Source organism: Sphingomonas sp. 320_CC, from assembly GCF_059691795.1.
Genome location: NZ_JCAWAE010000001.1, coordinates 320991 through 340376 on the forward strand (window position 1 = coordinate 320991; position 19386 = coordinate 340376).

General features: G+C 67.1%; 17 protein-coding genes. 12 read left to right on the plus strand and 5 right to left on the minus strand.

Translation table 11 applies throughout. The features are described from left to right. The first annotated feature begins 13 nt into the window (after positions 1-13). From prsK to AC59GX_RS01500, 4 genes are all read left to right on the plus strand, one after another. Positions 14-2053, plus strand: a complete 2040-nt coding sequence (gene prsK, locus AC59GX_RS01485; protein WP_426282594.1) for an XrtA/PEP-CTERM system histidine kinase PrsK — start codon at positions 14-16, stop codon at positions 2051-2053. Beyond that, positions 2050-3408 (plus strand): PEP-CTERM-box response regulator transcription factor, encoded by a 1359-nt coding sequence (gene prsR, locus AC59GX_RS01490; RefSeq protein WP_426282593.1) that lies wholly within the window; start codon positions 2050-2052, stop codon positions 3406-3408. The genes prsK and prsR overlap by 4 nt, the downstream gene beginning before the upstream one ends. A 103-nt stretch (positions 3409-3511) precedes the next feature. Continuing rightward, complete coding sequence (locus AC59GX_RS01495) at positions 3512-5422, plus strand: tetratricopeptide repeat protein (protein ID WP_497300660.1); 1911 nt, start codon at positions 3512-3514, stop codon at positions 5420-5422. A 62-nt stretch (positions 5423-5484) separates the two neighbouring features. Next, positions 5485-6288 carry a DUF815 domain-containing protein gene (locus AC59GX_RS01500; RefSeq protein WP_426282591.1) on the plus strand — a complete coding sequence of 268 codons (804 nt, stop codon included), beginning with the start codon at positions 5485-5487 and terminating at the stop codon, positions 6286-6288. Positions 6289-6331: 43 nt separating this feature from the next. Here AC59GX_RS01500 and AC59GX_RS01505 read toward each other — a convergent pair whose 3' ends face one another. Beyond that, positions 6332-6574 carry a hypothetical protein gene (locus AC59GX_RS01505; RefSeq protein WP_082452997.1) on the minus strand — a complete coding sequence of 81 codons (243 nt, stop codon included), beginning with the start codon at positions 6572-6574 and terminating at the stop codon, positions 6332-6334. A 98-nt stretch (positions 6575-6672) separates the two neighbouring features. Next, positions 6673-8454 carry an ABC-F family ATP-binding cassette domain-containing protein gene (locus AC59GX_RS01510; RefSeq protein WP_136189230.1) on the minus strand — a complete coding sequence of 594 codons (1782 nt, stop codon included), beginning with the start codon at positions 8452-8454 and terminating at the stop codon, positions 6673-6675. Between the two features lie 121 nt (positions 8455-8575). On the opposite strand from AC59GX_RS01510, the gene AC59GX_RS01515 reads away from it, so the two are divergent. From AC59GX_RS01515 to AC59GX_RS01525, 3 genes are all read left to right on the plus strand, one after another. Further along, complete coding sequence (locus AC59GX_RS01515) at positions 8576-8890, plus strand: hypothetical protein (RefSeq protein ID WP_056061812.1); 315 nt, start codon at positions 8576-8578, stop codon at positions 8888-8890. A 23-nt stretch (positions 8891-8913) separates the two neighbouring features. Continuing rightward, positions 8914-9579, plus strand: a complete 666-nt coding sequence (locus tag AC59GX_RS01520) for a response regulator transcription factor (protein ID WP_056061146.1) — start codon at positions 8914-8916, stop codon at positions 9577-9579. Between the two features lie 97 nt (positions 9580-9676). Continuing rightward, positions 9677-10987: a sensor histidine kinase gene (locus tag AC59GX_RS01525; RefSeq protein ID WP_056485281.1), complete on the plus strand. Its 1311-nt coding sequence runs from the start codon at positions 9677-9679 to the stop codon at positions 10985-10987. A 119-nt stretch (positions 10988-11106) separates the two neighbouring features. Here the strand turns inward: AC59GX_RS01525 and AC59GX_RS01530 are convergent, their stop codons facing one another. Beyond that, a complete protein-coding gene (locus AC59GX_RS01530; protein WP_426282590.1) occupies positions 11107-12009 on the minus strand; it encodes a prephenate dehydratase in 903 nt (300 codons plus the stop codon). Between the two features lie 146 nt (positions 12010-12155). Here AC59GX_RS01530 and AC59GX_RS01535 point away from each other — a divergent pair, with 146 nt between their 5' ends. After that, positions 12156-12875 carry a c-type cytochrome gene (locus tag AC59GX_RS01535; protein WP_426282589.1) on the plus strand — a complete coding sequence of 240 codons (720 nt, stop codon included), beginning with the start codon at positions 12156-12158 and terminating at the stop codon, positions 12873-12875. Between the two features lie 137 nt (positions 12876-13012). On the opposite strand, the gene AC59GX_RS01540 is transcribed toward AC59GX_RS01535, so the two are convergent. Together AC59GX_RS01540 and AC59GX_RS01545 are read right to left on the minus strand one after the other, a co-directional pair. After that, on the minus strand, positions 13013-13897 hold the full coding sequence (locus tag AC59GX_RS01540; protein WP_056484830.1) for an LOG family protein: 885 nt from the start codon (positions 13895-13897) through the stop codon (positions 13013-13015). Positions 13898-13943: 46 nt separating this feature from the next. Continuing rightward, positions 13944-14597: an extensin family protein gene (locus tag AC59GX_RS01545; protein ID WP_426282588.1), complete on the minus strand. Its 654-nt coding sequence runs from the start codon at positions 14595-14597 to the stop codon at positions 13944-13946. 258 nt (positions 14598-14855) lie between these two features. Between AC59GX_RS01545 and AC59GX_RS01550 the strand changes: the two genes are divergently transcribed. The 4 genes from AC59GX_RS01550 to AC59GX_RS01565 all read left to right on the plus strand — a co-directional run bounded on the left by AC59GX_RS01550 (position 14856) and on the right by AC59GX_RS01565 (position 19363). After that, entirely contained in the window at positions 14856-16010 is a 1155-nt protein-coding gene (locus AC59GX_RS01550; protein WP_426282587.1) for a phosphoserine transaminase, read from the plus strand. A 205-nt stretch (positions 16011-16215) separates the two neighbouring features. Then, positions 16216-17793, plus strand: a complete 1578-nt coding sequence (gene serA, locus AC59GX_RS01555) for a phosphoglycerate dehydrogenase (RefSeq protein ID WP_093398618.1) — start codon at positions 16216-16218, stop codon at positions 17791-17793. A 110-nt stretch (positions 17794-17903) separates the two neighbouring features. Then, positions 17904-18266 (plus strand): endonuclease domain-containing protein, encoded by a 363-nt coding sequence (locus AC59GX_RS01560; protein WP_426282586.1) that lies wholly within the window; start codon positions 17904-17906, stop codon positions 18264-18266. Continuing rightward, the gene (locus AC59GX_RS01565) at positions 18263-19363 is read left to right on the plus strand and encodes an ATP phosphoribosyltransferase regulatory subunit (RefSeq protein ID WP_426282585.1); all 1101 of its coding nucleotides are present in this window, start codon (positions 18263-18265) and stop codon (positions 19361-19363) included. Before AC59GX_RS01560 ends, AC59GX_RS01565 begins: the two co-directional genes overlap by 4 nt. Positions 19364-19386 lie beyond the last annotated feature (23 nt).

Below are 19386 nucleotides of genomic sequence, written 5' to 3' on the forward strand. Positions count from 1 at the left end.
TAGCTGACCGCGCGTGATCGCGACCCTGGTCCTGTGGAGCCATGCGCTTGCCGCGTTGCTGTTCGGCGCGGTGGCGCTTGGGCAGATGCGGCGGCCGAGCGGGCATTGGCCGCATCGCGCATTGCTGGCGGCACTGGTCGCGACGAGCCTGTGGGCGCTCGCAGTCGCGGGGATCGGGGCGCAGGACATCGCGACTCGCGTCGCGGCGAGCGTTCGCGATGTCGCCTGGCTCGGGTTCATGCTGGCAATGGTGCGGCGCGACCGTACGGGCAACCGGGCGCTGGACGCGGTGTATCTGGTGGTGATGACGCTCGCCGGTGCGGCGGCACTGCTCGCGTTCGTGGAAATGGCCGTGGTACATGACGAGGCGTTCGCCGCGGTGGCATCCGCGCGCGCGATGCTTGGCATGATGGGGGCGGTGAGCGCGCTGGTCCTCACGCATCACCTGTATCAGGCCGCGCCGGCATCGCGGGGCGGCGTGCGGCTGGTGATGCTGGCGCTTGCCGCGATGTGGGGCGTCGACCTGTTGGTGGCGGCCTTGGCCTATGCCTCGACGGTGGCGGCGCCGATCGCGTTCGTCGCGCGGGGCGTCGTGATGATCGGTGTCGCGGCTCTGCTCGTCGTCGGCGTGCACCGCAGCGGCGAGTGGACGCTCGCCTTGTCGCGACCGATCGCGGTGCGAGCCTTGTCGGCGATCGCGCTGGTCCTCTACGCGGGCATCACTGCGCTAGCGACTGCCGTCGTCGCCAGCCTTGCCGGGCCCTATGCGCGGGTGGCGCAGACGGCGATCGTGTTCGGCGCGACGGCGATGGTGGTGGCGCTGCTTTCGACGCCCTGGTTGCGGGCATGGGCCAAGGTGAAGGTGGCCAAGCATTTGTTTCGCCACCGCTATGACTACCGTGCCGAGTGGCAGCGCTTCACCGATACGCTGGGCCGACCCGATTCCGGCGCGGAGTCGCTCGATTGTCGCGTGGTGAAGTCGATCGCCGACCTGACCGACTCGCCCGGGGGGCTGTTGCTGGTGCCCGATGGAGCGTCGCTGGGGCCGGGCGCGACGTGGAACTGGATTGGCATCGCCGATGGTCCGCGTGACGAGACGTTGGCGCGGTATCTCGCGCAGCACGCGCGGATCGTCGAACTGGACCGCGTCCGCGCCGGTACCGCGCCAGGCGGCGACGTGACGAGCGTTCCGGGCTGGCTCCGCGACTGTCCCGAGGCGTGGGCGATCGTGCCTCTGGTGCACGGCGGCACGCTGGTTGGCGCGATCGTGCTGGCGCGCCCACCGGTCGACCGGGCGCTCGACTGGGAGGATTTCGACCTGCTCCGAGTCGCGGGTCGGCAGGCTGCGAGTTACCTTGCCGAGGATCGCGCGCATGCGGCACTGGCGGATGCGGCGCGGTTCGATGAGTTCAATCGACGGTTTGCGTTCATCCTGCACGACATCAAGAACCTCGTCAGCCAGTTGACGCTGGTTGCGCGCAACGCAGAGCGGCACGCTGACAACCCCGATTTCCGCGTCGACATGGTCGCCACCCTCAAGGACTCGTCCGATCGCATGAACGCGCTGCTCGCCCGCCTTTCGCAGCACGGACCCGTCCGGGGCGAACCGCTCCAGCCGCTCGACGTCACCGCGATCGTCGAGCGGGTCGCGACCGGCCGAAAGGCGCAGCACCCGATCGTCGCGCGCGGCGGTCCCGCCTGCGCGCTGGGGCACGCGGCCCGACTCGAACAGGTGCTAGGGCAGCTCGTCCAAAACGCGGTCGAGGCTAGCGCTGCGGATGCGCCCATCCTGTTGACGGTCGAGAAGATCGGCGAACAGGTCGCGATCGACGTGATCGACCAGGGCTATGGCATGACGCCGGGCTTCGTCCGTGACCAGCTGTTCAAGCCGTTCGTGTCGTCCAAGCCCGCCGGCTTCGGGATCGGCGCGTTCGAGGCGCGGCAACTGGTGCACGCGATGGGTGGCGCGCTCGACGTCGCGAGCCGGGAGGGTGAGGGCACGCGCTTCCGTATTCTGTTGCCCGCAGTTGCGGCGCTGGAGGTGGCGGCGTGAGCGGAAACGAGCGCCCCGTCCTGCTGATCGTCGAGGACGACCTCGGGTTGCAGCGGCAATTGCGCTGGGCGTATGAGGGCTATGAGATCGTCGTCGCGAGCGATCGGGCGCAGGCGCTCGATGCGGTGCGCGCGCATGAGCCTGCGGTCGTCACGCTCGATCTCGGCCTGCCGCCCGATCCGGACGGAGTCACCGAAGGGTTTGCCACGCTGCACGACATCCTCGCGATGAAGCCGGATACCAAGGTGATCGTCGCCTCGGGGCACGGCGCGCGCGACAGTGCGTTGCAGGCGATCGCCGACGGCGCCTGGGATTTCTATGCTAAGCCGATCGACATCGACGCGCTTGGCATGATCGTCAGCCGTGCGTTTCATGTCCATGCGCTTGAGACCGAGAACCGCAGGCTTGCCGCGCGGATCGACGCGGGCGGGTTCGGCGGGTTGATCAGCGCTTCGCCCGAAATGGTGGTGGTCACGCGCACGCTGGAGCGGGTCGCCCCCGCCAATGTCTCGGTGATGCTGCTCGGGGCGAGCGGCACCGGCAAGGAACTGCTGGCGCGTGGACTGCACGATGCGTCGCCGCGGTCGCGGGGGAATTTCGTCGCGATCAACTGCGCGGCGATCCCCGAGACTTTGCTCGAAAGCGAGCTGTTCGGTCATGAGAAGGGCGCGTTCACCGGCGCGGTGAAGACGACCGAGGGCAAGATCGAGCAGGCTGGGGGCGGGACGCTGTTCCTCGACGAGATCGGCGACGTGCCGCTCGCGCTGCAGGTGAAGCTGTTGCGGTTCCTCCAGGAGCGCGTGATCGAGCGGGTCGGCGGGCGCAAAGCGATCCCTGTCGATACGCGCATCGTCTGCGCGACTCACCAGAATGTCGACGCGATGGTCGCGGACGGACGGTTCCGCGAGGATCTGTATTACCGGCTCGCGGAGATCGTCGTGCGGATACCGACATTGGCCGAGCGGACCGGCGACGCGGTGCTGCTCGCGCGGCACTTCGTCACGCGCTATGCTCGGACGATGAACCCCGTCGTCACCGGCCTTGCCCCCGATGCGCGCGCCGCGATCGACGGCTGGGGCTGGCCGGGCAACGTCCGCGAGCTGGAGAACCGGATCAAGCGCGCGGTCATCATGGCCGACGGCAAGCTCGTCACGGCGGCCGATCTCGACCTCGACGGCAAGGGCGAGGAGGCCGCCGCGCTCAACCTGCGTGCGGCTCGCGAACTTGCCGACCGGAAGGCGATCCGCCATGCGCTGGCGCGCGCCGACGGCAATATCTCGGGCGCATCGCGGTTGCTTGGGATCAGCCGTCCGACCTTGTACGACCTCCTGAAAAGCTATGATCTCCATGCCTGAGACCGGATCCGCGGCGACGCACACGCATCGTTATCCGTTGCTGAGCCGGGGCCGGCGTCGGCGCCTGAAAATGCGCGGCGTCGTTACCGCGAGATATACACGCTTGGTTGCGATCGGCGTCCTGTGTCTGCTGATCGTCGGTATCGCGATCGCCCTCGCGACCCGTCCGCCACGGCCAGATGCGCGCCGGTCGCTGGTCGACAGCCTGACGACGCTGGCAGCAGGGAACTACAGTGCCGCGCGGACCAACGCGCAGGCCGCGATCAAGGCTGCCCCGACGTTGGGGATCGCGCATGCGGTGCTGGCGCGCGCGTATCTCGAACTGGGCGACGGGCTTGCGGCGGAGGCGGAACTGGCGCGGGCGACCGACGCGGGGTTGCCCGCGGATCGCCTGCATCAACTTCAGGCACATGCGCGATTGCTGCAGGGCGACCCCGATGGCGCGATCGACGAGGCGGCGCAGGCGCAACCGCGGTATGCCGGGTACGCCGCGCGGATCCAGGCGCGGGCGCTCGCGTCGCAAGGCAAGCCGGTAGAGGCGCAGGCGGTGCTTTGGGCGCTGCTCGATCGGGTGCCGAACGATGGCGCGGCGTGGACGGATCTTGGCCGTATCCGGTTGACGGCGGGCGATGTCGGCGGTGCGTCGGTCGCTGCGGCGCGCGCGGTGACGCTGGCGCGGGGCGAACCGGCGGCGCTGACGTTGCAGGGGGAGGTGATCCGCAGCCGCTACGGCCTGGTTGCCGCGCTGCCGTGGTTCGAGGCGGCGTTGCAGCGCAACGCCTATTATCACCCCGCGCTGATCGAATATGCCGCGACGCTGGGCGAGGCAGGGCGGAATGCCGACATGCTGGCGGCGACGCGTCGCGCGCTGCTGGCGCGGCCGGGCAGCCCGCAGGCGTTGTACCTCCAGGCGGTATTGGCAGCACGCGCGGGACGCGTCGATCTGGCGCGCGGGCTACTGCAACGAACTGGCGGCGCGGTTGCCGGCTTGCCGGGTGCTATGCTGCTGTCGGGCAGTCTCGACTATGCGGAGGGGAAGTTCGAACAGGCGGCGGTCACGTGGCGACAGTTGGTCGCGATCCAGCCGCTCAACGTGACCGCGCGCCGACTGCTGGGCGCGGCGCTGCTCCGGTCGGGGGATGCGCAAGGGGCATTGGGCGTGCTGCGGCCGATCGGGCTGCGCTCCGATGCGGACAGTTACGCGCTGACGGTGATCGCGCGGGCGTTCGAGGCGACCGGGGATACCTCGACCGCGGCGCAATTCCTTGATCGTGCAACGGGGGGGCGGACGGCGCCTTCTGCGATCTTCGGTACGGACGATTCGGTCGGCGCATTGTTGGCCGTGGCCGATGCTGCGTCGAATGACCCGACCTATGTGCTGGGGGTGATCCGCGGCCAGATCGCGCGTGGGGATACTGCCGGCGCGATCGCTCGGGCGCGTGCGCTCGTCGCGGCGGGCCCCGGTGCGCCGGCCGCGCAGCTGGCACTTGGGGACGCACTGGTCGTTGCCGGGCGCTATCCCGAGGCGGCCGGCGTCTATGCGCGTGCCGCGGATCTGTCGTTCGACGAACCGACGATGCTGCGTCTGGTCGATGCGCTTGGTCGAGCCGAGCGCGCGCAGGACGCAGCGGCCTCGTTGGCGCTGTATCTGTCGCAGAACCCGCAAAGCCTGACCGGGCTGCGTCTGCTCGGGCATTGGCAGGTTGCGTCGGGGGATTGGGACAAGGCGATCGAGACGCTGGAAGGCGTGCGGCGACGGGTCGGCAATCGCGATGGCGGCGTCTTAATCGATTTGGCGCTTGCCTATGCGGGCAGTGACGATGGCGCCATCGCGGTGCGCTACGGCAAGGCTGCGTACAGCCTCGCGCCGATGAACGCGGCCGCGGCGGATGCTTACGGCGTCGCCCTTGCCGCGAGCGGGAATAGTGATGGTGCGCGCCAACTGCTAGACAAGGCCGTCCGACTCGCGCCGGGGGACGCTGCGATCGCGGGCCATCGCCGACAACTCGGCTGAACGCTACCGGTCCTGCCTTCGGAACCCTTGCCTCTGGGAAGGCGTATCGTCAGAAGCCGCGCATGACCGATCCGCTGGACCGCATCGCCGCCGCGCTTGAGCGCTTGTCGCCGCCCCCGCCGCCGGCTGCCGATCCGCGCGCGCATCCTGCGTATGTCTGGCGTGGCGGGGTGCTCCAGCCGGCGCGCGGGTTTGCGCCGCTGCCGCTCGATATGCTTATCGGTGTCGATCGCCAGAAGGCGTCGCTGCTGGCCAATCTGCGCCATCTCGCGGCGGGGCATGCCGCGCAGGACGTTCTGCTGTGGGGCGCGCGAGGAACCGGCAAGTCGGCGCTCGTTAAAAGTGCGGTGGCTGACGTGCAGGGTTCGGGCGGCGACATTGCGCTGGTCGAGGTCACCGAGCTTGCCGGACTGCCGACGCTGTTCGCAGCCTTGACGCAGGTGAGGCGCGCGTTCGTCGTATTCGTCGACGATCTAGGGTTCGACGTGCCGGCCGAGGCGCGGGCGGTTCGGTCAATGCTGGAGGGTGGGGCGGAACCCCGGCCTGCCAATGTCCGATTGCTGGTGACCGCCAATCGACGGCATCTGGCGCCGCGGGACCTCGCCGAACAGGAACGTGCGATCAATCCGCGCGATTCGGCGGACGATCATCTGGCGCTATCGGATCGCTTTGGCCTCAGCCTTGGCTTTCATGCACTTGATCAGGAAGGGTATCTTGCGATCGTTGCGGCCTATGCGGCGACACATGATCTGGAGTTCGAACCGGGCGAGGCCATCGGTTGGGCTACACGTCGGGGCAGCCGCTCGGGCCGCGTCGCGTGGCAATATATCGTCGATCTAGCCGGTCGCGCCGGCAAGGCGTTGTAATCTCAAAACGGTGGGCCGGTGCCGAAGCACCGGCCCGGCAACATCAGTTGCTGTCCGAATCGTCGTTGTTGTCGTTGACGATGGCGATAACGCCGATCGCTGCAACGCCAGCTACGATCAGGAGGGCGAAGATGCCGCCGCCGCCTGCGAGCTCGTTCTTGCCGGACGTTGCCGAGCCAACGCGTGCGTTCGCAACCGACAGGCTGGCAGGAGCAGCCGACGCTGCAACCGAGGTGGTCATCATTGCAACGGCAAGTGCGCCGCCGGTAAGGGCCTTGAGCTTCATATACATCTCCGCATTAAACAAACAGAACTGCCGCAACGCAGCAATCGCACCGTGGTTCCCGTATTGACCGAAGAGGGAAACGTCCAGCTAAATCTAGTTCAAGAAGTTCCCTCAACCATTTCTGCAAGCTCGAGCCAACGCAGCTCCGCGGCCTCCTTTTCGGCGCGCGCAGCATCCATGGCCTTGGTCAGCTTCGCGAACGTCGCATTGTCGCGCATGTAGAGGTCGGGCTTCGCCAGCTTGACCGCATCGGCTGCCATCTGCGCGTCGAGTTCCTCGATTCGCTTGGGCAGCATCTCGTAGTCGCGCTGGTCCTTGTAGGTCAGTTTCGCGCGGGGCGCCGCAGCGACGGGGGCGGTCGCCGCGACCTTCTTCGAAGCACGCTTGCCGGTCGTCGTCGACACGCGACGCTTTTCCCAATCCTCGTAGCCGCCCGCGACCACGTCGACCGTGCCCGAACCGTCGAGACCGAGCGTGATCGTCACGGTGCGGTCAAGGAAGTCGCGGTCATGGCTGACGATCAGCACGGTGCCGTCGTAATCGCCGATCACCTCCTGCAACAAATCGAGCGTCTCGAGATCGAGGTCGTTGGTCGGCTCGTCGAGCACCAGCAGGTTGGACGGCTTGGCGAACTCACGCGCCAGCAAAAGCCGCGAGCGCTCACCACCCGACAGCGAGCCGATCTTCGCGTCGACCATGTTAGGGTCGAACAGGAAGTCTTTCAGATAGCCGTGGATGTGCTTCCGAACGCCGAGCACGTCGATCCATTCGCCGCCATCGACGACGACTTCGCGGACCGTCTTCTCGGGTGCCATCAGGCTGCGCTGCTGGTCGATCACCACCGCGTCCAGGGTCTGCGCGAGCTTGATCGATCCGCTGTCGGGCTGGATCTCGCCCGTCAGCAGCTTGAGCAAGGTCGACTTGCCCGCACCGTTGCGGCCGACGATTCCTATGCGGTCTCCTCTGGTCACACGTAGCGTCAGGTCGCCGATGATCGTGCGGTCGCCGTATACCTTGGTGACGTTCTTCGCGTCGATCACGACCTTCGACTTGGTGTCGTCGCTGGCGGTCGTCAGGTTTGCCGAGCCCTGCGGCCCGATCATCGAGGCGCGTTCGGCGCGCATTTCGTGCAGCTTGGTGAGGCGGCCCTGGTTGCGCTTGCGCCGGCCGGTGACGCCGCGGAGCAGCCAATGCTCCTCGAGCTTGAGCCGCGCGTCGAGCTTCTCGGCCTGGCGCTGTTCCTCGGCATAGACCTGCTCGGTCCAGGCCTCGAACCCGCCGAAGCCGATCTCCGCACGACGGATCGCACCGCGATCGAGCCACAAGGTCTGCTTGGTGAGGCGGGTCAGGAAGGTGCGGTCATGGCTGATCACGACGAACGCGCCGCGGAAGCGCTTGAGCCAGTCCTCGATCCATTCGATCGCACCGATGTCGAGATGGTTGGTCGGCTCGTCGAGCAGCAGCACGTCGGGGTCCTGCGACAGCGCCCGGACGATCGCCGCGCGGCGCCGCTCGCCACCTGACGCGGAAGCCGCCTCGCGCGACAGGTCGATGCCGAGCTGGTCGGCGATCGAATCCGCCTCGTAGTTCACCGGCGCATCGTCGCCCGCCATCACGTAATCGCGCAGCGTGGCGAAACCGCGCAGATCGGGCTCCTGCTCGAGGATGACGACGCGAGTGCCGGGGACGATCGTCCTGCGGCCCTCATCCGCCTGGACGCTGCCGCCGAGCAATTTTAGCAAGGTCGTCTTGCCGGCGCCGTTGCGGCCGATCAGCGCGAGCCGGTCGCGCGGTCCGATATGGATGTCGAGATTGCGAAAGAGCCATCCCGAGCCCTGGACGAGTCCGAGGCCTTCGAATGCTAAGATTGGTGCTGCCATGTTCGCGCCACGTAGGGGGGCGAAGTGATGCAGGCAAGTTACACCGCGCGGGCATCGTGCTGTCGGCGGCCTGTCGCGATCATTCACAGGCTGTTCAATGCGGGAGGCCTATGCCACCGCCATGAAGATGCTGCTTTTCCTTGCAACCCTGGCCGCTGCGCCGTTTCTGATGGGTGCCGCACCCATGCTGGCGGGCGAGCCCCCGCAGCGCCGCAGCGACCAGATGTCGGCGTTGCAGGCGCGCAAGACCGGAGCGCCGTCTTTGCGCGAGATCGAGTCGCGTGTGATCCCGACGATGCGGGGCGCGCAGTATCTCGGCTCGGACTATGATTCGGGCAGCGCCATTTACACGCTGAAATTCCTGCGCGATGGAACCGTCATCTGGGTCGACGTCGATGGCCGTAACGGCCAGATCGTCGGCCGCACGGGTCGCTGAACACTGTAATCGAGAGGATTGTCATGCGCGTTCTGATCGTCGAGGACGAGCCGAATCTCGGCCAGCAATTGAAGAATACCCTGGAAGGGGCCGGCTATGCGATCGATCTCGCGGTCGATGGCGAGGAAGGGCATTTCCTCGGCTCGACCGAGAATTACGACGCGGTCGTGCTCGACCTCGGCCTGCCGGAAATCGACGGGCTGACGGTGCTCGATCGCTGGCGCAAGGAGGGCAAGACGATGCCCGTGCTGGTGCTGACCGCGCGCGACAGCTGGTCGGACAAGGTCGCGGGCCTCGATGCGGGCGCGGACGATTACGTCGCCAAGCCGTTCCAGAGCGAGGAGCTGATCGCGCGTCTTCGTGCGCTGATCCGTCGTGCTTCGGGCAATGCTTCGTCCGAGCTGACTGCGGGTGACATTCGCCTCGACACGCGCAGCGGCAAGGTGACGCGCGCCGGCGAGCCGGTGAAGCTGACGGCGCAGGAATACAAGCTGCTGAGCTATCTGCTGCACCACAAGGGCAAGGTCGTCAGCCGCACCGAGCTGATCGAGCATATCTACGACCAGGATTTCGATCGTGATTCGAACACGATCGAGGTGTTCGTGACGCGCATCCGCAAGAAGCTTGGCCAGGACGTGATCACGACGATCCGTGGGCTTGGCTACAGCCTCGAAGATCCGGACGCCTGATCGGCTGACGATGGACAGCGCGCCGGTCACAGACACGCCGATAGCGGACGGGCCGATCCGCGTGCCTGCCGCGGTCAAGGGATCGCTGTCGCGGCGGATGATCCTGATCGCGGCGGTGTGGATCGGCGTGCTGCTCAGCGGCGGTGGGTTCGCGCTCGACCGGGTGCTGTCCGCGGCGGTGACGCGCAATTTCGACGACCAACTGGAATATGTGCTGCGGTCGCTGCTTAATTCGTCCGAGATCGGCCCCGACGGCGAGGTGATCTTCTCGCGCGAGGCGGCGGCCGACCAGCGCTTCGTCGAGCCGTATTCAGGGCTGTACTGGCAGGTGTCGGGCAAGGGTCGCGAGGATTTCCCGTCGCGTTCGCTGTGGGATCGGCGGCTCGCGTTCGGCGGGACGCATGACGACCGCAACGCGCATTTCTACGACAGCACACAGTTTCCGGACGAGAAGCTTCGCGTCGTCGAGCGGGACGCGGTGATCCCCGGGTCGAAGGTGCATTGGCGCTTCCAGGTGGCGCAGAGCCGCGACGGGCTCGATGCGCAGATCACGACGTTGCGGCGGACGCTGGTGCGGAGCTTCGCGCTGCTCGCGCTCGGGCTGATCGTGATGGCGGCGCTGCAGACGTTCTACGGGCTGTGGCCGCTGCGGCGGGTGCGCGAGGAGATCGCGCGGATGCGGGCGGGCCAGTCGAACCGCGTGTCGAGCGCGATGCCGGTCGAGGTCGCGCCGATGGTCGAGGAACTCAACGCGCTGATCGAGCATAACGAGCGGCAGGCGGAGGAGGCGCGACGCCATGCCGGCAACCTCGCGCACGCGCTGAAGACGCCGCTGACGGTGATCATGAACGCGGCGACGGCGCAGTCGGACGATCTGGCCGACACGGTCATCCGCGAGGCGCGGACGATGCGGCGGCAGGTCGACCATCACCTCGCGCGGGCGCGGGCTGTAGGGCGTCGTGGGTCTGCGCATAGCCGTGCGGATGTTTGGCCGAGCCTGGAGTCGGTCGAGCGGGCTGTCGGTCGGCTGTACCGGCATGTCCGGATCGACGTGACCGGGCCGCGTGGGCTTCAGGTCCATGTCGAGCGGCAGGATCTTGACGAGATGCTCGGCAACCTGATCGAGAACGCGGCGAAGTACGGAGGCGGCAGCGTGTTCGTGACGGTCGGCGCGCAGTCGGGCTTCGTCGAGTTCCTGGTCGAGGACGACGGCGTCGGCATTCCGGAAGAGGAGCGGGTGCGTATCTTCGATCGGGGTGTGCGGCTGGATACGGGGAAACCGGGGACCGGGCTGGGGCTGGCGATCGTGCGGGACGTGGCGGAGATCTACGAGGGGACGGTCGCGCTTGAGGAGAGCGAGGATCTTGGTGGGTTGCTGGTGCGGCTGAGGTTGCCAGCAGCTAATTAAATCGGCCCGTCAAACGCCTAATTTCCGTTCGTGCTGAGCGAAGTCGAAGCACCGTCGTTTTGGGCATGTCCTTCGACTTCGTTCAGGACGAACGGGGGTTTAGAACTCCCCCCGTATGGTCACCCCCGCGAGCGCGCCTGCCGATACGTCCCCAGCACGCGCAGCCATTTCGAGTGGAACCCCAGTTCCTCCAGCGCATGGTCGAGGTTCGCGTCGCCCGGCTTCCCCACGACATCCGCATAGAATTCCGTCGCGGAGAAGCTGCCGTTGCGCTGGTAGCTTTCGAGCTTGGTGATGTTCACCCCGTTGGTCGCGAACCCACCGACCGCCTTGTAGAGCGCGGCGGGGACGTTCCTGACCTCGAAGATCAGCGTCGTCATCCATTCGCCGCCAACCGGTTCCTGTGCCGCGGGAGGCTTGCCGCCGCGCGCCAGCACGACGAACCGCGTCGTATTGTGGTCCGCATCGGCGATGTCGGTCGCGAGCAGTTCGAGACCATACAGCGCCGCAGCAGCGGGCGGTGCGAGTGCGGCGATCGCGGGGTCGGCCAACTCCGCCACCACTGCCGCGGCGCCTGCGGTGTCGGGATAGCTCACCGGCTCGATCCCGTGCGCCTTCAGCCAGTGCCGACACTGCCCCAGTGCCTGCGGATGGCTCATCGCCTTGCGGATGCCGTCGCGCGGGCCGCAGGCCATTAGTGCGTGGCGGATCGGCAGGAAATGCTCGCCGGTGATCACGAGGCCCGATTCGGGGAGCAGGAAGTGGATGTCGGCGACGCGGCCATGCAGCGAATTCTCGATCGGGATGATCGCGCAATCGGCGCGGCCGTCCTTCACGGCGTCGATCGCGTCGGAGAAATCGAAACTGGGCAGGGGCAGGCCGTCCGGGAACGCCTCGACCGCGGCGACATGGCTGTTCGCGCCCGGTGCACCCTGGAACGCGACGGCGCGCGCGGGCTCGGCGGCGGCGGCGTCGGTCATCCGCGCGACGATCGGGCGGGCGGGTGCGGCGAAGTTTTCCATGCGCCGAGCGCCTAAAGCGCGCTGCCTGCCTGTTCAAGCCGCGTAAAGCGCCGCCGCCCGCCATATACCCGCCCTTCAAGCGCGGCTTGCGGTGCGCGCTCGCGTTTTCTATGGCTATCCCAAACAGAACAGGGCGGATGCACAAGATGGACAATCGGACCAATACGATCGCCGGCTGGGTGCTCGCAGGCTGTGGTGCGGCGCTCGGGCTGTCGATCGTCGGCGGGATGATGTTCCACGGCGAGCGCCCCGAGAAGATGGGCTATGCGATCGAGGGCGTCGTCGCCGAGGGCGGCGAGGGTGCGGCCGCCGAAGTGCCGATCGCCTCGCTGCTGCCGACCGCCGACGCCGCCAAGGGCGCCGAAGTGTTCAAGAAGTGCGCCGCCTGCCACACCATCAACCAGGGCGGCGCGAACGGCGTCGGCCCGAACCTGTACGGCACGGTCGGCGAGGAAATCGCCAAGGGCAAGGCCGGGTACGCCTTCTCGTCGGCGCTGGCAGGGGTCGGCGGCAAGTGGGACTTCGACAAGCTGAACGCGTGGCTGACCTCGCCGCGCAAGTTCGCGCCGGGGACGAAGATGACGTTTGCGGGGCTCGGGAATGCGCAGGATCGCGCAAACGTGATCCTGTATCTGAACCAGCAGGGCTCGAACCTGCCGTTGCCGGCGGCTCCTGCGGCTGGCGCTGCTCCGGCGGCCGGCAAGGATGCCGCGGCGAAGGATCAGCCCGCGACCGCGAATGCGGCGGAGGCAGCGGCAACGAAGGGTGCACCCACCGCGGACATCGCCAACACCGGCACACCCGCCTCCGGCGCGCCGTCGGTCGATCCCGAAGCCGCTCGCAAGGGCGCCCGCTCGGAGAAGTAGCCGCTTCTCCCTCTCCCCTGCGGGGAGAGGGTCGGGGTGAGGGGCTGCCAAGCAGTGCGGCGCCTGGAACAGCCCCTCACCCCAGCCCTCTCCCCGGAAGGGGGAGAGGGAGCAGAAGGTTCCCCTCTCCGGAAGGCTCAGCCCTCGGCCGCTTCCTTCTCGGCACGCTCGCGATAGAACGACTGCACCGCGTCCCAGGCCTCGTCGGCTGTCTCGACATAGCGGAAGATCCCCAGGTCCTTCTCGCTGACGACGCCTTCCTCGACCAGCGCGTCGAAGTTCACGACCCGCTCCCAGAACTGACGCCCGAACAGCAGCACAGGAATCGGCTGGATCTTGCCCGTCTGGATCAGCGTCAGCAGCTCGAACAGTTCGTCGAACGTCCCGAACCCACCCGGAAACGCGGCAAGCGCGCGCGCGTGCAGCAGGAAGTGCATCTTGCGCAGCGCGAAATAGTGGAACTGCACCGACAGCGACGGCGTGACGTACGGGTTTGGCGCCTGCTCGTGCGGCAGGACGATGTTCAGACCGATCGACTCGGCGCCGACGTCGTCCGCGCCGCGGTTGGCGGCTTCCATGATCGACGGACCGCCCCCTGAGCACACTACGAACTGCCGCCAGCCACGCTCGTCGCGGGGCAGCACGCTGACCTTGGCGGCCAGCTCACGCGCGACGTCGTAATATTTCGACTTCTCGACCAGCCGCTCGGCGATTTTCTTCGACTTCTCGTCCGTCGCGAGCTTCAGCAACGCCTGCGCCTTGGACGGCTCGGGAATGCGTGCGGAGCCGTAGAATACGAAGGTCGAGCCGATCTTCGCCTCGTCGAGGACGAGTTCGGTCTTCAGCAGTTCGAGCTGGAACCGCACCGGCCGCAGGTCTTCGCGCAACAGGAAGTCCATGTCCTGGAAGGCGAGCCGGTAATGCGGGTGCTGCGTCTGGGGGGTAGAAACGGAGTCGCGGGCGGACTCGGCATCCTGGCTGGCGTTCGGAAAAACGCGCGATGGTACTCGTGTATCGGTCATTCAGGCGCGATTAGAGGAAACGCGAGGGGAGGGCTAGAGCGGTGCGCTAGCGGCAGAAATTGGCGTGATCGTCTTCGAGATGGAGGTGGTTGCGGTGCGCGGCGTTGTAGTCGGGGCTGAGCACCGTGCCGAACCGCTTGCACGCCGAGGCGCGGATCGTCTGGAGGAATTGGCGGACCTGCGGGTCGGACGAGTTCCAGTCGTTGAGCACGGTGATTCGCCGCCCGTCCTTCAGTACGAACCCGCCGACGTCGATCGCGTTCGCGATCGCGTGGCCCGAGCGGCGGCTGACGTTGCGCGCCGAGCCGACCACGTTGCGGCAGGCGTAACTCCCCATGCTGTCGACCCGCGCGAGTTCGCTGCCGAGCATCTGGTACGCGGCGGGCGCCACCGCGTTGCGCGTCCAGCCGATGAACGCACGTGCCGCGCCGCAGCGGACCGCGGTGAGATTGGCGACGGGCACGCCGATATCGACGAGCTTCACCGTGCCGTTCAGGCCGCATCCGGGGCCGGTCTCGCGGTCGGGCAGGACTTGGAACGAGACGTGGAGCTCGCGCAGGTCGGCGAGGCACTGCGCGGTCTCGCGGTTGCTTGGAACGGAGAGGTTGGGGCGGGTCTTGGTTGGCGCCGTGGGGCGATCGGCACGTCCGCAGGCGGCAAGTGTGAGGGCCAGGCACACGAGCCCCAACCACTTTGTCATGCCGGGCCCTTCGGCCACGCTCAGGAGAGCCTCGTTCCGGCATTCACTTGCAATCTTGTCCCCCATGCCGACGGCCGTGCGGCACGGTGGGCCCCGGAACAAGCCCGGGGTGACGGAGCGAGTTTGGCGCACGGTGGGGCGAGTCCCGCCGCCGCGCGCTTGCAATCGAACGCGGTTGACACCCCGCCGAACGCCGTTAGGGCCGGCGACGGGCCACGCGGTCCCAACGCCGCGCGTGCTCTCTGTGAGGAGAGATACATGACTGATACGACCTACGCACCCGCTACAGATGCGCCTGCGCTGCCCGCTACGAAGCCGGCACGTCCCTTTTTCAGCTCCGGTCCCTGCGCGAAACCTCCGGGTTGGTCCGCGGACAAGCTCGCCACCGATTCGCTCGGTCGCTCGCATCGCTCGAAGATCGGCAAGACCCGCCTCCAGTACAGCATCGACCTGATGCGCGAGCTGTTGAAGCTCCCCGACACGCACCGCATCGGCATCGTCCCCGGTTCCGACACCGGCGCGTACGAGATGGCGATGTGGACAATGCTCGGCGCCAAGCCCGTCACCGCGCTGGCGTGGGAAAGCTTCGGCGAGGGCTGGGTCACCGATGCAGTGAAGCAGCTCAAGATCGACCCTACGGTGGTGCGCGCCGATTACGGCCAGCTGCCCGATCTGGACGCGGTCGATTGGTCGAACGACGTGCTGTTCACCTGGAACGGCACCACCAGCGGCGTGCGCGTGCCGAACGCGGACTGGATCCCGGACGATCGCGAGGGTCTGTCGTTCGCCGATGCGACCAGCGGCGTGTTTGCGTACGATATCGACTGGACCAAGATCGATGTGGCGACCTTCTCGTGGCAGAAGGTGCTCGGCGGGGAGGGCGCGCACGGCGTGCTGATCCTTGGGCCGCGTGCGGTCGAGCGGCTGGAGAGCTATACGCCGGCCTGGCCGCTGCCGAAGGTGTTCCGCTTGGTCTCGAAGGGCAAGCTTACCGAAGGCGTGTTCAAGGGCGAGACGATCAACACGCCGTCGATGCTGGCGGTCGAGGATGCGATCTTCAGTCTCGAATGGGCGAAGTCGCTTGGCGAGGACGGCTTGATCAAGCGCTCGGACGCGAATGCAGCGGCGTTGGACAAGATCGTGGCGGAGCGCGATTGGCTTGGTCATCTGGCGGTCGATCCGGCAACGCGGTCGAAGACCAGCGTGTGCCTCACTGTCGAGGGTGCGGACGAGGCGTTGATCAAGGCGATGGCCTCTGCGCTTGAAAAGGCTGGCGCTGCGTACGACGTGGCGGGCTACCGCGACGCGCCTCCGGGCTTGCGGATCTGGTGCGGTGCGACCGTCGACACCGCCGATATCGAGGCGCTCGGCCCGTGGCTCGACTGGGCCTACGCGACCGCCAAGGCCGCCTAACTAGCTACCGCGTCTTTTACGTCTTCCTTCCAACAACCACCCCCATTCCGTCATCCCGGCGCACGCCGGGACCCATGGACACGGAGCGTCCGCTCATGAAGCGAACCGCAACCGTGGGTCCCGGCGTCCGCCGGGATGACGGGGAGGGGTGAGGATCAGAACGGAAGGCGGCACCCCAATTCACCGAATTTCCAGGAGCAATCCCATGCCAAAAGTCCTTATTTCCGACAAAATGGATCCCCGCGCCGCCCAGATCTTCCGCGAGCGCGGTGTCGAGGTCGACGAGATCACCGGCAAGACGCCTGCCGAACTGATCGCGATCATCGGCGAGTATGACGGCCTTGCTATCCGCAGTTCGACCAAGGTTACCAAGGAAATCCTTGAGCACGCCACCAACCTGAAGGTCGTCGGCCGCGCCGGCATCGGCGTCGACAACGTCGACATCCCCGCCGCGTCGGCGAAGGGCGTAGTCGTGATGAACACGCCGTTCGGCAACTCGATCACCACCGCCGAGCACGCGATCGCGCTGATGTTCGCGCTCGCCCGGCAACTCCCGGAAGCGGACGCTTCCACGCAGGCCGGCAAGTGGGAGAAGAACCGCTTCATGGGTGTCGAGCTGACGTCGAAGACGCTCGGCCTGATCGGTGCGGGCAATATCGGCTCGATCGTCGCCGATCGCGCGCGCGGCCTCAAGATGAAGGTCGTCGCGTTCGATCCGTTCCTGACGCCCGAGCGCGCGATCGAGATCGGCGTCGAGAAGGTCACGCTCGACGAACTGCTCGCGCGTGCCGACTTCATCACGCTGCACACCCCGCTGACCGATCAGACGCGCAACATTCTCTCGGCCGAGGCGCTCGCCAAGACCAAGAAGGGGGTGCGCATCATCAACTGCGCACGCGGCGGCTTGATCGACGAGGTCGCGCTGAAGGCGGCGCTCGATTCGGGCCAGGTCGGCGGCGCAGCGCTCGACGTGTTCGTCGAGGAGCCCGCCAAGGCGTCGCCGCTGTTCAACACGCCGAACTTCGTCAGCACGCCGCATCTTGGCGCGTCGACCACCGAGGCGCAGGTCAACGTCGCGATCCAGGTCGCCGAGCAGATGGCCGATTTCCTGATGTCGGGCGGCGTCACGAATGCGCTCAACATGCCGTCGCTGTCGGCGGAGGAAGCGCCGAAGCTGAAGCCGTACATGGCGCTGGCGGAGAAGCTCGGGTCGCTGGTCGGTCAGTTGACGACGGGTGCGGTGTCGCGGATCTCGGTGCATACCGAGGGCGCGGCGGCGGATCTGAACGCGAAGCCGATCGTGAGTGCGGTGCTGGCGGGCTATCTCCAGACGCAGACCGCGACGGTCAACATGGTCAACGCGCCGGTGCTGGCGCGGGAGCGTGGTCTTGAGGTGCGCGAAGTGCGTACCGAACGTGAGGCGGATTACCATACGCTGCTGCGCGTCTCGGTGAAGACCGAGGATGGCGAGCGTTCGGTGGCGGGTACGTTGTTTGGCGATTCGGCGCCGCGTCTGGTCGAGCTGCTCGGGATCAAGATCGAGGCCGATCTGGCGGGGCCGATGCTGTATGTCGTTAACGAGGATGCGCCGGGGTTCATCGGTCGTCTCGGGACTGCGCTTGGCGAGGCTGGGGTGAATATCGGGACGTTCCATCTTGGGCGCCGGTCTGCGGGTGGCGAGGCTGTGCTGCTGCTGTCGGTTGACGAAGCGGTGACGCCGGACCTGCTGACCAAGGTCCGCGCGCTTCCCGGCGTAAAGACCGCGATGGGCCTCAACTTCTGACAAGACTCCCTCTCCCCTTGGGGAGAGGGTAGGGGAGGGGGGCAGTACCGAGAGATGGCGTTTGGGGCGGCCCCTCTCCCCGGCCCTCTCCCCAAAGGGGAGAGGGAGCAGTGACCAAGACCGATGACAGCATGCTGAGCCAGGCGAAGGCGATGCGGTCCGGGCAGACTGGGCCGGAAATGCGGTTCTGGTACGAAGTCCGCGCCAAGCGCTTCCAAGGCGTGAAGTTCACCCGCCAGGTCGTGATCGGCGCGTTCATCGCTGATTTCGTCGCGCGTTCGCACATGCTGGTCGTCGAGCTTGACGGCGATACGCACACCGACCAAGCACGCGACGCCCGCAGGACGGCGTGGCTGGAAGAGCAGGGATATCGGGTGATCCGTTTCGCCAATACCGATGTGATGACCAATCTCGAAGGCGTTCTGCAAGTGTTGGGCGATGCACTTGTCATACGCGTGGACCTGACACGATGACCGCACTCCTCCCCGAAGGCTTCCGAGATCGCCTCCCCCCGTTCGCCGATTCGGCAGCGGCGCTGGAGGCCTGCGTGCTCGAAGCTGCGCGTCTCCACGGCTACGAGCGCGTCGATCCGCCGCTCGCCGAATTCGCCGACGGGCTTGAGATGCGACTGAAGGCTGGTGGGCTGCACGACGCAGTACGCTTCGTCGATCCGGTGTCGCAACGCACGCTCGCGATCCGGCCGGACATCACCGCACAGGTCGCGCGGATCGCCGCCACTCGGATGGGGCATCACCCTCGGCCGGTTCGGCTGAGCTATGCTGGCTCCGTGCTTAAGCTGCGGGCGTCACAGCTCGCGCCCGCGCGTGAGACTCGGCAGATCGGATGCGAACTCATCGGGCTTGATTCGGTTGCCGCCGCGCAGGAACTCGTCGCGGTTGCAGTCGACATGATTGCTGCCGCCGATGTTACCGGCGCGTCGATCGACTTTACGCTCCCCGATCTCGTGCCGACGCTTGCCGCCGGACCTCTTCCCGTCGCGCCCGAGCAGATCGCAACCCTGCGCGATCGCCTCGACGCGAAGGACGCCGGCGCCGTTGCTGCTCTTGCTCCGGCCTACCTTCCGCTGATCGAAGCCGCCGGCCCGTTCGACCAGGCGATGGACCGCCTCCGCGCCTTCGACACCACCGGTGCACTCGCCTCCCGCCTCGACGGCCTCGCGCGCATCGCCGAAGCGCTCGACGGCCGCGTCGCGTTGACGCTCGACCCGACCGAGCGGCATGGCTTCGAATACCAGACCTGGCTCGGCTTCTCGCTCTTCGCCGACGGTAGTGCGCGTGAAGTTGGTCGCGGGGGCACGTACACCGTCGTCCACGAAAACGGCGCTGAGGAAGCTGCGACGGGCTTCTCGCTGTTCGCCGATGCGCTCGTCGAGCGCGTCGCCACCGTCGACCGCCGCCGTCTCTTCCTCCCGTTCGGCACGCCCGCCAGCGAAGGCGCAGCAATGCGCGCGCAGGGCTGGGTCACCGTCGCGGCGCTAGACGCCGGCGATACCCCCGAAGCACAAGTCTGCACGCATCTATGGGTGGCGGGCGAGCCCCGCGCGCTGTAGGCGCTGCGCGTAATCCTCAGGAG